Source organism: Streptomyces sp. NPDC053431 (assembly GCF_044544925.1).
Lineage (GTDB): Bacteria > Actinomycetota > Actinomycetes > Streptomycetales > Streptomycetaceae > Streptomyces.
In genome coordinates, this window is record NZ_JBITXX010000006.1 from 98,836 (window position 1) to 111,686 (window position 12,851).

Consider the following 12,851-nt stretch of genomic DNA (forward strand, 5'->3'; position numbering starts at 1 on the left):
CATGTGAACGGGGGGAGCACGGTGACGGACACCGCACGATGGGAGGCCGCCCTGCGCGCGGCCCCCGGCGTCCTGCGCGCCGACCTGTGGCCGGGGCGCCGTGACCCGCTGCCCCGCCACCGCTGGCTCAGCTGGCTGCCGCACGCCCATCTCGTGCTGACCTCCGTCCTCCTGGGCCTGTGGAACATGGCCCTCTACAACGACGTCATGGACCCGGCCCCCGGCAGCATGACGCTGTTCGCGCTCTGCCAGGCCGCCGCCCCGGTCCTCGCGCTCAGCCGGCCCGCCGCCGCCTTCTGGCTCTCCACCGGTGCCCTGCTGGTGACCGGCGCCCTCACCTCAGCCGTCTTCGGCGCCCACTGGCCCTGGAACGTCGCCGCCATCGCCCTGCACACCCTGGTGCTGCTCCTGCTCTCGCTGCGGGTGCGGCCCGTCGCCGCCGCGGCCGCCCTGGGCATCACCCTGCTCACCGGCGTCGGCGCCGCCGTCCCGCGCGCCGTGCCGCACCTGTTGACCCTGCCGCAGGGCTCCCTCGCCTTCGTCACCGCCGTCGTCGTCGGCTGCTCCCTGCGCGCCAGCCGCGTCTCGCGCAGCCGCCTCGTCGAGCAGGAGGAGCTCACCGCCGAGGAACGCGCCCGGCGCGCCCTCCTGGAGGAGCGCGGCCGGATCGCCCGCGAGCTCCACGACGTCGTCGCCCACCACATGTCCGTCATCTCGATCCAGGCCCAGGTCGCCCCGCACCTGGTCGCCGATCCCTCCCCGGAGCTGCGCGAGAACCTGGCCGGCATCCGGCAGAACGCCGTCGACGCCCTCACCGAACTCCGTCGCGTCCTCGGCGTGCTGCGCGGCGACGGCGAGGCGGGTGACGCGGCCGCGGGCGTACGGCACGCGCCGCAGCCCACCCTCGACCGGCTCGGCGAGCTCCTGGCCAACGTGCGCGCGGCCGGTCTCGACGTGACCACCGAGACCGAGGGCGAACCCCGGCCGCTCTCCCCGGGCACCGAACTCTCGGCGTACCGCATCGTGCAGGAGGCGCTGAGCAACGCCATGCGCCACGCACCCGGCTCGCGGGCGACCGTGCGGACCCGCTACCACCGGGGCGGGCTGACCGTACGGGTCACCAACACCGCCGCCCGAGGGCTCGCCCACGCCGGGACCGCGGGTCCCGCGCGGGAGCCCGGTCACGGGCTGCTCGGCATGCGTGAGCGCACCGCCATGCTGGGCGGCGAACTCGCCGCGGGACCGACCCCCGACGGCGGCTGGGAGATCACCGCCACCCTGCCCGCCCCTCTCCCCACCCCACCGCACCCGAAGGACGGTTCATGAGCGACGCCGGCACAGGCGAGGACATCAGGGTTCTCGTCGCGGACGACCAGGTCATGGTCCGGCAGGGCTTCACGGTCCTGCTGAACGCCGAACCCGGCATCCGGGTCGTCGGCCAGGCCGTCGACGGCGCCGACGCCGTCGCCAAGGCCGCCGAACTCGCCCCGGACGTCGTTCTGATGGACATCCGCATGCCCGGCACCGGCGGCATCGAGGCCACCCGGGTCCTCACCGCCCCCGCCGACGCCACCGTCAAGGTGCTCGTCCTCACCACCTTCGACCTGGACGAGTACGTGTACGAGGCGCTGCGGGCGGGCGCCGCCGGCTTCCTGCTCAAGGACGCGTCCGCCGAGGAACTCGCGCAGGCGGTACGGGTCGTGGCCCGCGGCGACGCGCTGCTCGCGCCCAATGTCACCAAGCGCCTGATCGCCGAGTTCTCCCGGCTGAGCGTCGCCCCCCGCGCCCCGCTGATGGACCGGCTCGGCGCCCTGACCGAGCGCGAGACCGAGGTCCTCACCCTCATCGCGCACGGCCTGTCGAACGCGGAGATCGCCGACCGGCTCGTCGTCGCCGAGCAGACCGTGAAGACCTATGTGAGCCGCATCCTCGCCAAACTGTCCCTGCGCGACCGCACCCAGGCCGCCGTCCACGCCTACGAGACCGGTCTGGTCCGGCCCGGCGGGCAGTGACCGCCCGGCCGGGAACGGCACCGGCCCCCGCCGTCGGTACGGCGGGGGCCGGTGCTTTCGTGGAGCCGGTCGGAGGTCAGACGGCGGGCGGGACGCGCGAGGGGCGGCCCGCACCGCGCGTCAGGACGTAGCCGCCGACGCCCGCGAGGGCGGCGAGCACCCCGCCCGCGGCGGTCCACAGCCAGCGGTCGGACCACCAGCCCGAGGACCAGCCGTCCTCGGGCGCGCGGGCCTCCACCGTCTCCGGGGTGGTGGCACCGGGCACCAGCGGCACGGCGAGCGCGCCGTCCGTGGCGTACGCCCCGCCCATGTCGCGCGAGGTGGCCCCTATGCGCGCCGAGAACGGCTGGCCCGAGTCCTCCTCGGGCAGCCCGGTCACGGTCAGCCGGACGAAGTAGCTGCCCGGCAGCGGGTCGTTCGACCAGGCGTCCGCGGCGGCCCGCACCGGGCGCAGGGTGCACGCCAGCTCCACGGTCGTCACCTCCTTGGCCGCGAGCCGCGCCTGCTTGCCGTACACGCACGGCTGACGCCGGCGCAGTCCGTCGTACACGTCGATCCGCCACGCGGACGAGCCGTGCCGCAGCGCCGCGTCCGGCAGCGTGACGGAGGCGGTGACGGTCGGCCGCTGACCGGTGTCGGCGGGGAACACCCAGTACAGGTAGTCACCCGTGGACGCCTGGGCGGTGGCCTGCCGGCCCTGCTTGAAGAAGGCGGCGGTACGGAAGGACGTGCCGGCCTCGGTGGGCCCGGCCTCCGACGCGGCGCCGCTCGCGCTGCCGCTCGGGGTGGGGGTCGCCGAGTCGGCGAGTCCGGCCGCGGCGGCCGGGCCGAGCAGGGCGGCGCCGGCGAGCGCGGCGGCCGCGAGCATCGTGCGTACGGTACGCATCAGTGGGTCCTCCAGACAGCGAAGCGCCAGCGGGACAGCCAGCCCCAGATCAGGCCGCCGAGGAAGCCGGCGAGCACCAGGACGCCGAGCAGCCACCAGCCGCGGCCCAGGCCGAAGGAGGCGACGTCGGAGGCGGAGCCGGGGCCGTCGACCACGTCGATCGCGAGCTCGACCGGCATGCCCGGGGTGGTCTTCACGGACGGGGGAGCGGAGAACGAGTTGCTGACCTGGAGGCAGACCGTCTCGGCCGCGCTCTTGGTGTCGTCGCCGAGGGCCTCCTCGTCGTCCTTCTTCGGGTAGCGCAGACCCGTCGAGATGACGTCGGTGCGTCCGTCACCGGCCTCCTGGCCGCGGACGATCTCCCGCCCGTGCGTGGTGACGGCCCGCAGCAGCACCCCGTAGTCGTTGGCGACGGCACGGTCGGCGGAGACGCTCACCGAGGCGCGCAGCTCCTGGCCCGGCAGCACGTCGACCCGGTACCAGCGGTGCTGCCCGAAGACCTGCCGGTCGGTGTAGAGGCCCGGCTTGAGCCGCGGGGCGTCGGCGCAGCGCCCGGCGCCCTCGGTGGCGACCGGCGTGACGACCGGGTCGGCCGCGCGGTCGACCAACTGCCGGACGCGGCCGGACAGCTCCTCGGTGCGGTGCACGGAGGTGTACGTGCCGCCGGTGGCCTCGGCGATGCACATCAGCTGCCGGCGGGTCTTGACGTCCGGGACGAGCCCGAGCGTGTCGATGACCAGGTGGATGCCCTGGGCGGCGATGTCACGCGCGACCTCGCACGGGTCGAGCGGGGCGCAGGTGTCCTCGCCGTCCGTGATGAGCACGATCCGCTTGGTGGCCTCGCCGCCCTTGAGGTCCTCGGCCGCGCCCAGCAGCGCCGGGCCGATCGGCGTCCAGCCGGTGGGGGCGAGGGTGGCGACGGCGGTCTTGGCCTCGGTGCGGTCCAGCGGGCCGACCGGGTAGAGCGCCCGGGTGTCCTTGCAGCCGCGCTTGCGGTCCTGGCCGGGGTAGTCGGCGCCGAGGGTGCGGATGCCGAGCCGCACCTCCTGCGGGACCGCGTCCAGGACCTCGTTGAAGGCCTGCTTGGCGGCCGCCATGCGGGACTGTCCGTCGATGTCGCGGGCGCGCATCGAGCCGCTGACGTCGAGCACCGGCTCGACCTTGGGGGATTCCTTGGCGGAGTCCGTGGCCGCCGGTCCGTCGTCGGCGGCGGCGATGCTCGGGAGGAGTCCGACGGTCAGGGCGGCGAGCAGCGCGCAGGCCCCGGTCGCCAGCCGTTTTCTCGTGATCATCGGAGGATCGTAGGGATGATCCTCCGAAAACCAAAACCGTGTCCACCCAGGGCTCCTGAGCGGGCCTCAGGGTGCGGCGGCGAGGGGCGGGTGACGGGGGAGGCGGGCGGTCTCCGCCGGTGCCGGGAGAGGTCCCCGGCGGGTCAGGCCTGGCTGTTGAGGAAGCCGATGAAGGTGGCGCCCCACCAGCCGACCTGGCTCACGCCCGCGGCCGCCGCGGAGCGGACCAGCAGTCGGCGGGGCACGTCGCCGCCGTCCCGGTGGCGTGCGAGGAGCTGGCCGAGGCGGTGCGCGTAGAGGCCGTTGACGGTGACGGCGAGGACGAGGCCCAGCTTGACCAGGGTGAGCGGCGAGTGGAGGTCCGGGCGCAGGAAGAGTCCCGTGACCGTCAGGCCGCCGAGTCCCGCCCAGATCGGGGTCTGCAGCGCGCACGCCGTGTCGAGGACGCCCGCGAGCGGACGGCGGCCGGTGAGCCACAGCACCGCGAACCAGTCGACGGCGAGGACCGAGCCGAGCCCCGCGACCAGGCTCGCCACGTGCAGGAACCGGGCGGTCGTCTGGAGCGTGACGTCCGCCTGCACGTGCCCGGCGGTCCAGCAGGAGGCCGCGAGGAAACCGGCGGCGAGCACCCCCACGACGGTGAGATGCAGGCCGGGCGTGAGGTTCCGGAGCGGCTCCTCGGGCACTGTCGCGTCCGCCGTGGCGGCGGTCATGCGGGGCGGACGCGGCAGGGTTCTCGGCATGTCTCATTTCTTTCGGCTGGCGCGAACGGAAGGTTAGGTAAGGCGAAGCTAAGTGTCTCTCGGGTTCGCGTCAAGTGAGCGTGACGGGCATCGCACGTCCCCCTCGGCGGCGCTTCCGCCCAGGTGGCATACCGTGAGGGTGATCGAGAGCGGGAGGACGGATGACCGGGACAGGGACGCAGGAGGCCGACTCCACCGCGCTCGCCCGCCCAGGCGGCTGGCTCCGCGACCAGGTCTGCGAGGGGCTGCGCGACCGCATCATCACGGGACGGCTCAAGCCGGGGGACCGGCTGGTCGAGCGGGACGTCGCCGAGGACTTCGGCGTCTCCCGCGTCCCCGTCCGCGAGGCGATCCGCATCCTCATCGGCGAGGGCTTCCTGCAGACCGTCTCCCAACGCCGGATCGTGGTCCGCGAGATGACGAGGCAGGACGTCGAGAACCTCTTCGACATGCGCGAGGCCCTGGAGGTCCTCGCCGTCCGCCGCGCCGCCGAGCGCCGCGGCCCGGCGGAGCTCGACACCCTCGCCCGGCTGCTCGCGGACGCCCGCGCCGCCACCGACGCCGGCGGCCCCGAACGCCTCTCGCGCGCCAACGCCGCCTTCCACGCCCGGATCGTGCGCATGTCGCGCAACGAGCTCCTCGTCACCACCCTCGAATCCCTGGAGGGCCGGCTGCGCTGGCTGTTCCAGCAGGTCGACGAGCCGGGGCCGCTCTGGGAGGAGCACCGGCTGCTGTACGAGGCGATCGGGGCCGGGGACGCCGACGCGGCCGCGAACCTGGCGCTGCACCATGTGCGCCACTACCGCGAGGTGGCGCTGCGGCTGCTGTTCGGGGACTGACGGCGCCGTTCCTCGGATCGACGGCGCCGTTCCTCGGATCACAGCCGGTGCGTTCGTGGCCCCGACGTCTTCCTCGACGCCCGTCTCCCCGAAGGTGTGTCAGCGCTGGGTGTAGATGAAGCCGATCTTGTCGATCTCGTCGCCCGAGCGCCCGTGGAAGCCGGTGATCTGCCGGCCCGGGGGAGCGGTGTGGGTGACGCAGTCGGGGGTCGGCGTGCCGCCGGCCAGGGAACGGCCGAGATTGGTGGTGAATCTGGCGTGGAAGATCCGGGTGCGGCCGTCCTTCCGGGCCCGGCACAGCTCGGCGGTGGTCACGTACTCGCCGCTGCCGAGCGTGAGGGCGGCCGCGGTGCCTCCGCTGCCGCCGTGGGCGAGTGACGTGCCGTCGTCCAGGGTGATGCTCAGCCCGTCGACGCGGGCGCCCGCACGGAGGGCGACGGTGGTGGCGCGGGCGCCGGCGGGGACGCGGTCGATGTCGTTGAAGGGGTCGCCGTGCGGTCCGCCGAACTGCTCGCTCAGCTGGAAGGCGGGGTTGCGCGACCAGGAGAAGCCGACCGCGACGGGGTCGTGGTCGGAGAGCATGAGCCCGTCGCCGGTGAGGAACCCGGTGTGCTCGTTGTCGTACGAGGTGGCGTCCAGGGAGACGAGTGTGCTGCCGCGGTACAGGACCTTGTCGACGACCTCGCAGGTGTCGGGCACGGTCGGCCCGGACTGATCGCACACCAGGGCGTCGCCGCCCTTCGCGGGCGGGGTGCCGCCGCGGACGACCTCGACCCAGGCGTCGGTCAGGCCGTTGGCGGCGGCGAACTCGGCGATGGTGTCGCCGGTGCGGGTGTAGCGGGTGTTGGTGTCGCCCATGACGACGACCGCGTTGCCCGCCGAGTGGGTCGCGATGAAGGCGGTGAGCTGGTCCAGGTTGTCGGCGCGTGCCGCCAGGTCCCCGGCGTTCGTGCCCGCGTTGGTGTGGAGGTTGTAGAAGTCGACGTACACGCCCTCGGTGAGGCGCTGTCGGGCGAAGGTGAAGCCCTTGGGAGTCAGGCAGTCGCCGGAGTCGTACTGGCAGGACTTCCAGCGGACCCGCTCGAAGTCGTCGACGTCGTACAGGGACTTGGACAGGGTGTTCAGGCCGCTGCCGATGCCCGCCCCACCGCTGGTGGGGGTGCGGTACGGATGGGTGGTGTCGGCTTCGTACAGGCGGGCGTGGTAGTTGAAGTCCTCCTGGACGTGCACGATGTCGTACGACGCGATCCGCCTGCCGATCTCCGTCGTGGCGGGTTCGCGTGGCGTCGGGGCGCTGGAGAGGCTCTCGGGCAGCCCGGCCACGTTGTACGTGAGCACGCTGAACGTGCCCGAGTCGGCGGCCGTGGCCGGGGGCGCCGTCGCGGTGAGTCCGGCGAGCACGGCTGCCGCGGCTGTCAGGTGGACGAGGAGTCGGCGCATGGATGTCTCCTGGGGACGGTGGTGGGGCGCCGGCCGGGCCCGGGCGGAATCGTCCGCCCGGACCCGGCCGGCACCGGATCAGGCGCAGGCGTGCCCGTTGAGCGCGAAGGCGGTGGGCGGGGGATTGGTCCCGCTGTGCGTTCCCTGGACTCCGAAACCGGCGCTCGCGCCCGGGGCGATCGCCTTGTTCCAGTCGGCGTTGCGGGCGCTGACGGCGGTGCCGTTCTGGGTGACGGTGGCGTTCCAGGCGCTGGTGACGCGCTGGCCGCCCGGATACGTCCAGGTCAGCTGCCAGCCGTCCACCGCCGTCGGACCGGTGTTCCTGACGGTGACGGTGGCGGTGAAGCCGCTGCTCCACACGTTGTTCACGGCGTACGTCACCGCACAGGCGGCGGTGGGCGGTTCGCCGCCGGCGGAGGTCCGCTCCGCCGCGTACGCGGAGAGCCAGGCCAGCGGGGCGTTCCAGTTGATCGCCACCTCGTTCGTCGAGTACGAGCCGATGTCGTCGACGTAGCAGGCGGCGGGGGCGCAGCCGGCCAGCTTCTCCTGCGCCACGGAGTCCTGCAGCCCGCTGTTGGGACCGCCCGCGAGCGAGCCGGCCGGCGGGTGGGGCAGCGAGGCGTCCAGCTGGTGGGCCCAGAAGCGGTGGTGCTGGTTCTGCGAGGACGTCTCGCCGTAGCCGGTCACGTACGACCGGCCGAGGGCGTTGCGGCCGAGCAGGTAGTCCAGTGTTTCGAGCGCGCCGGTGCGGTAGCGGCCGTCGCCGGACAGCTCACCGGCGACGGCCATGACGACCGCGTCGTCGGCGACCTCGCCGTTCGAGCCCCAGAAGTAGCCGTCCGCCGGGACCGGCACCGCGTAGCCCTGGGCGGCCATCCGGGACAGGTAGCCGTCGGCGGCCGTGGTCACCGAGGCCCGGACCCGGGCCAGGTCCGTCGCGGGCAGTCCGTTCGGGACCGTGGCCAGGACGAGTCGGCCGAGCGCGGCCGTGTCCGCCCAGCCGAAGCCGTACGGGCCGAAGGCGTCGGCGGAGGTGTGCCAGGACGAGGAGGTGACCGCGTCCCGGTAGGCGCTCTCGCCGGTCGTCGCGTACAGCTCGGCGGCCGCCCAGTAGAACTCGTCCGTGACCCGGGTGTCCTCGTAGGCGCCGCCGCCCGTGCTGTCCGAAGCCGGCGCGTACACCGCCGGGTTGGCCTGCGCCGCCGCCCAGGCCCGGCGGGCGGCCGCGAGGCAGCGGTCGGCGTAGGCGGAGTCGTACGGTCGGAAGACCCGGGCGCACTGCGCGGCGGCCGCCGCGAGGTTGAGGGTCGCCGCCGTGGACGGGCGGTGCAGTTCGCGGGGCTGGGGGTCCTGGTCGGGCCGCATGGGCATGCCGGTCCAGGCCGCGTCGTGGACCTTGTGGAACGCCATGCCCGCGTACGGCCTGCCCTCGGGCACCTGCATGCGCATGAGGAAGTCGAGCTCCCAGCGCGCCTCGTCCAGGACGTCCGGCGTCCCGTTGCCGCGCTCGGGGACGCGGAGGGTCGAGTCGCCGAGCGGCGCGTCCCTGCCCGCGCGCTTGGCCCGCTCGAAGGAGTTGACGAGCAGCCAGGTGGAGATGCCGCCGTTCACCACGTACTTGCCGTGGTCGCCCGCGTCGTACCAACCGCCCCTGACGTCCTGGGAGTAGTCGCACACCCCGGTCTGGCAGGGGACGGACGTGTCGCCCAGGTTGGGTGCGACTCCGAGGTGGCCGGCCGGGCGCGCGTAGGCGGAGCCGACGAGGGAGGCGTCGACGGCGATGCCGCTGCGCTGGTGGTGGAAGAAGGCCATCGAGTCGGCGCGCAGGGTGTCGTAGAGGTCCGCGCGGATGTCGAAGGGCGCGCTGTCGCTGCCGTCCACCGCCAGGACGTATCCCGAGCCGGTGCTCCGGTACGAGGAGAAGTCGGCCACCTGGACCGACTGCCCGGAGGGGGTGTCCGCGCCGCGCGGGACGGTCGAGCCGGAGGCGACCACGGTCCCGGCCGCGTTCCGCAGCTGCCAGGTGAGCGCCTGTGTGGCCGTGCTGACGACGGTGGCGCGCTTGGGGCCGTCCGGCAGGTAGCCGACCTGGTTGACGCGTACGGCCGTGGTCGCCGCCGCGGTGGTGGGGACGCTCGCGCCGGCCGGTGCGGGCGTGAGTCCGCCGAAGAGGAGGGCGCCCGCCAGCAGGGCGGTGGGGAGTCGTAGCGAGCGCCCTCGCCCGAGGCGCCGTAATGAAGTGGCCATGTCAATCACATCTCCTTCGTGACGGGCGCGGCCCCGTCGGGTGAGAGTCGATGGGAGCGCTCCCAGTTCCGAAATGCCGAACGCGGGTCGATGAGTCGGAATCTGGAGCGCACAGTAGTGACGCGGGCTCGCCACCGTCAACGGACGCGGCAAAGGTGGACACAAGCCGGTCGCCCCGCGGCGCATCGCGGAGTGCGAGGTCCGAAGGGGTAGCGTTCGCGGCGACGGCATGGACGCCTGGCCGCCGCTACGGAAGGAGCGGATCCTGAACCCCCAGCTCGCGGAGACGTTGTCCGCGGCCCTGCTCGTCCTCGTGCTGGCCTGTGCGGTCATCCGTCCGTTCGGATGGCCGGAGGCGGTCGTGGCCGTCCCGGCCGCCGCCCTCGTGGTCGCCACCGGGGCCATCTCCCTCGACGACGCCCTGGCCGAGGCGGAGCGGCTCGGACCGGTCATCGGCTTCCTGGCGGCGGTCCTGGTGCTGGCTCAGCTCTGCGACGACGAAGGGCTGTTCCAGGCCTGCGGGGCGTGGATGGCGCGCACGGCGGCGGGCCGGCCGCGGAGGCTGCTCGCCCAGGTGTTCCTGGCCGCGTCGGCGATCACCGCCGTGCTCAGCCTGGACGCCACGGTCGTGCTGCTGACGCCGGTGGTGTTCGCCACCGCGGCCCGGATCGGCGCCCGCCCCAAGCCGCATGTGTACGCCTGCACCCACCTGTCGAACACGGCCTCCCTGCTGCTGCCGGTCTCCAACCTCACCAACCTGCTGGCCTTCACGGCGAGCGGGCTGACCTTCACCCGGTTCGCCGCGCTGATGGCCCTGCCGTGGGCGGCGGCGATCGGCGTCGAGTACCTGGTCTTCCGGCGCTTCTTCGCCACCGACCTGGACGCCGGAGCCCAGGCCCCCGCGGAGGCCGAGCAGCCGCCGCTGCCGCTGTTCGCCCTGGTGACCGTGGGATGCACGCTGGCCGGCTTCGTGCTGACGTCGGTGATCGGGATCGACCCGGCCTGGGCCGCCCTGGCAGGCGCGTCGGCCCTCGCCGTCCGGGCCCTGATCAGGCGCCGCACCACGCCCCGGGCGCTGGTGCGCGCCGCCTCCGTGCCCTTCCTCGCCTTTGTCCTGGCCCTCGGCATCGTGGTCCTGGCGGTGGTGGACAACGGTCTCGACGACGCGCTGCGGCACGTGATCCCCGAAGGTACGGGGCCGGCGGACCTGTTCGCGCTCGCCGGGCTGGCCGCCGTCCTCGCGAACGTCATCAACAACCTGCCCGCGGTCCTCGTGCTGCTGCCCCTGACCGCCCCCTCGGGGCCCGGCGCCGTGCTCGCCGTCCTGCTCGGCGTCAACATCGGACCCAACCTCACCTACGCCGGCTCGCTGGCCACTCTGCTGTGGAGACGCATCGTCCACGCCCACGACAGCGAGGTGGAGCTCAAGGAGTTCACCCGGCTCGGCGGGTACGCGGTCCCCGCGAGCCTGGCCGCCGCCGTACCGGCACTGTGGCTTTCCCTGACCGTCATCGGAGGAGGCTGACCCCATGGTCGTGGTCGTCTGGATCGTCGAGGGCACCTGGCGCGCCTGCGTGGACGCCGCACGCGCGCACACCCCGCCGGACGCCGAGGTCGTCCTGCTGCACGTCACCCCGGCCGACGTCCCGGGCGCGGCTCACGGTGCCTTCGCCGGACTCCTCGGCCGGGGCCACCCCGCGGGGCACCGCCCGGCCGAGGGCTGGGGGCGGGACCCCGGCACGCGCGTGGAACACCTCGCCGCCGCCTCCGCGCAGCAACTGCTCCACGACGCCGCCGGCCGACTGGGCCGCCCCTGTACCCGCACCGAGCGCACCGGGCGGGTCGAACGCGAGGTCGTCGCCGCAGCGGAGGGCGGCGACCTGCTGATCCTGGCCCGGGACGGCGACCGCACCCGCCTCGGACCGCACAGCCTCGGCCCGGCAGCGCGCTTCGTCGTGGACCACGCCCCCTGCCCGCTGCTGCTCGTATGGCCCGAGCCGGCGCCGGGGCTGCCCACCATGCCGCCGCCTCCCCCTGATCACGCCTCCTGACCGACGGGCGACGCACCTCCGTCGGCCACGAGCGAGCCGAGCTCAGCGGTTGAAGGTCAGCCGCGGTGCCGCGTTGCGGGCGAGCGTGTGGGCCTGGTCGGGCCACCACGTGCCGGCGGGCGGATCGACGATGCCGTACTCGGGATCGATCGTGCCGCCGGTGTTGCGGGTGCAGCTGCCGTCGGACTCGCCGGGGATCTTGATCCACAGGTAGGCGTCGACGAGCGGGACGCCGGTGTCGGCGGTGGGACGGGGGCCGAGGCCGCGGCCGGGCGCGTTGCACCAGATCTCCGGGTCTCCGGTGTACTTGCCGGGCACCGGGGTCCAGGCGCCCAGACCGTTGCGGCTGGTGTCGATGACGAAGTGGTGCAGCCGGTCGTCCGGCGGGGTGCCCACGTTCCGGTCGAACCAGGCATCGGTCCAGCGCCAGGTGGTGGGGTCGGCGGAGTCGACGGCGTTGCCGGGGACGCCGTCGTTGGGCGCGGCCGACGAGTAGTACTGGGTGGCGCACCAGTCGGTGTGGTCGCGGGCGTACTCGGGCCCCTCGGTGGCGAACCACATGCACTTGGCTATCCAGGTGCCGTACCGGGCGTTGTGGTCGGTGGGGTGGGTGTTGGACACGTTGAGGGCGAAGCCGTCGCCGTACCGGACGCCGGCGTCGAGCAGTCGCCGCGAGATGTCGCCGACGGGCCGCCAGAGGACGTTGCCCGCGTCCAGGTAGACCGCGGTGCGGGCCCTGGACTTGAGGGTCCTGACCGCGTACGCGAGATCGGCGATGCGCGCCGCCGTGAGTGCGCCGGTCGGGTCGACGCCCGGCCCGCAGTCGCTGGGGAGCAGGGCCAGGCCGTCGGGCTCGACCACGACGACGGCCTTGCCGTCGCCGATACCGGCGGCGAAGGCGTCGATCCACTGCCGGTAGGCGGCGGAGGAGGCGGCTCCGCCGCTCGAGTACTGCGAGCAGTCCCGGCCGGGAACGTTGTAGGCGACCAGGACGGGGGTCCGGTCGACCGCACGGGCCTTGCGGACCAGCGTCTCCACCTTCAGCCGGACCTCACCGGGTGTGCCCTCGGTGAACCACTCGGCCTGCGGCCAGCTCGCGAGTTTCGCCATGTTCACGGCGTTCGCGAAGTCGCCGTTCCGGAGATCGGAGAGGGCCTGCCTGGCGGCCTTGCCGTGCGGGTCCACGTAGAACCTCGTCGCCGGGATGATCGTGTCCCCGGCGGGCGCGGCCTGCGCCTGCCCCTGCGTCGCGGTGAGGGCGGCGCAGGCGGCGAGCGCCGCGAGGGCGGCGGTCGCACGGCGCCGAAGGCTGGGTGGCTTCATGCTGGCTCCTGGTCGAGG

At 73.9% G+C, this 12,851-nt stretch carries 11 protein-coding genes; 5 read left to right on the forward strand and 6 right to left on the reverse strand.

What is annotated here, in order from left to right; all coding sequences use genetic code 11:
- Positions 1-21: 21 nt before the first annotated feature.
- Positions 22-1,326, forward strand: coding sequence for a sensor histidine kinase (locus ACIGXE_RS17035; protein ID WP_399748008.1), 1,305 nt, complete (start codon positions 22-24; stop codon positions 1,324-1,326).
- Complete coding sequence (locus tag ACIGXE_RS17040) at positions 1,323-2,012, forward strand: response regulator (protein ID WP_399748011.1); 690 nt, start codon at positions 1,323-1,325, stop codon at positions 2,010-2,012. The genes ACIGXE_RS17035 and ACIGXE_RS17040 overlap by 4 nt, the downstream gene beginning before the upstream one ends.
- Before the next feature lie 76 nt (positions 2,013-2,088).
- On the opposite strand, the gene ACIGXE_RS17045 is transcribed toward ACIGXE_RS17040, so the two are convergent.
- The 3 genes from ACIGXE_RS17045 to ACIGXE_RS17055 form a co-directional block, all read right to left on the reverse strand.
- The gene (locus ACIGXE_RS17045; RefSeq protein WP_399748013.1) at positions 2,089-2,898 is read right to left on the reverse strand and encodes a hypothetical protein; all 810 of its coding nucleotides are present in this window, start codon (positions 2,896-2,898) and stop codon (positions 2,089-2,091) included.
- Positions 2,898-4,190 carry a VWA domain-containing protein gene (locus ACIGXE_RS17050; protein WP_399748015.1) on the reverse strand — a complete coding sequence of 431 codons (1,293 nt, stop codon included), beginning with the start codon at positions 4,188-4,190 and terminating at the stop codon, positions 2,898-2,900. Before ACIGXE_RS17050 ends, ACIGXE_RS17045 begins: the two co-directional genes overlap by 1 nt.
- A gap of 143 nt (positions 4,191-4,333) precedes the next feature.
- Positions 4,334-4,933, reverse strand: coding sequence for a hypothetical protein (locus ACIGXE_RS17055; RefSeq protein ID WP_399748016.1), 600 nt, complete (start codon positions 4,931-4,933; stop codon positions 4,334-4,336).
- Between the two features lie 161 nt (positions 4,934-5,094).
- On the opposite strand from ACIGXE_RS17055, the gene ACIGXE_RS17060 reads away from it, so the two are divergent.
- Positions 5,095-5,772, forward strand: a complete 678-nt coding sequence (locus tag ACIGXE_RS17060; protein ID WP_399748018.1) for a GntR family transcriptional regulator — start codon at positions 5,095-5,097, stop codon at positions 5,770-5,772.
- A gap of 99 nt (positions 5,773-5,871) precedes the next feature.
- On the opposite strand, the gene ACIGXE_RS17065 is transcribed toward ACIGXE_RS17060, so the two are convergent.
- Positions 5,872-7,212 carry a jacalin-like lectin gene (locus ACIGXE_RS17065; RefSeq protein WP_399748020.1) on the reverse strand — a complete coding sequence of 447 codons (1,341 nt, stop codon included), beginning with the start codon at positions 7,210-7,212 and terminating at the stop codon, positions 5,872-5,874.
- Between the two features lie 78 nt (positions 7,213-7,290).
- Entirely contained in the window at positions 7,291-9,459 is a 2,169-nt protein-coding gene (locus ACIGXE_RS17070) for a glycoside hydrolase family 9 protein (RefSeq protein WP_399748022.1), read from the reverse strand.
- A 229-nt stretch (positions 9,460-9,688) separates the two neighbouring features.
- Here ACIGXE_RS17070 and ACIGXE_RS17075 point away from each other — a divergent pair, with 229 nt between their 5' ends.
- Positions 9,689-10,984 (forward strand): SLC13 family permease, encoded by a 1,296-nt coding sequence (locus ACIGXE_RS17075; RefSeq protein ID WP_399748024.1) that lies wholly within the window; start codon positions 9,689-9,691, stop codon positions 10,982-10,984.
- 4 nt (positions 10,985-10,988) lie between these two features.
- Positions 10,989-11,510, forward strand: coding sequence for a universal stress protein (locus ACIGXE_RS17080; RefSeq protein WP_399748026.1), 522 nt, complete (start codon positions 10,989-10,991; stop codon positions 11,508-11,510).
- Between the two features lie 42 nt (positions 11,511-11,552).
- Here the strand turns inward: ACIGXE_RS17080 and ACIGXE_RS17085 are convergent, their stop codons facing one another.
- On the reverse strand, positions 11,553-12,833 hold the full coding sequence (locus ACIGXE_RS17085) for a glycoside hydrolase family 6 protein (protein WP_399748028.1): 1,281 nt from the start codon (positions 12,831-12,833) through the stop codon (positions 11,553-11,555).
- Between the last annotated feature and the right edge of the window lie 18 nt (positions 12,834-12,851).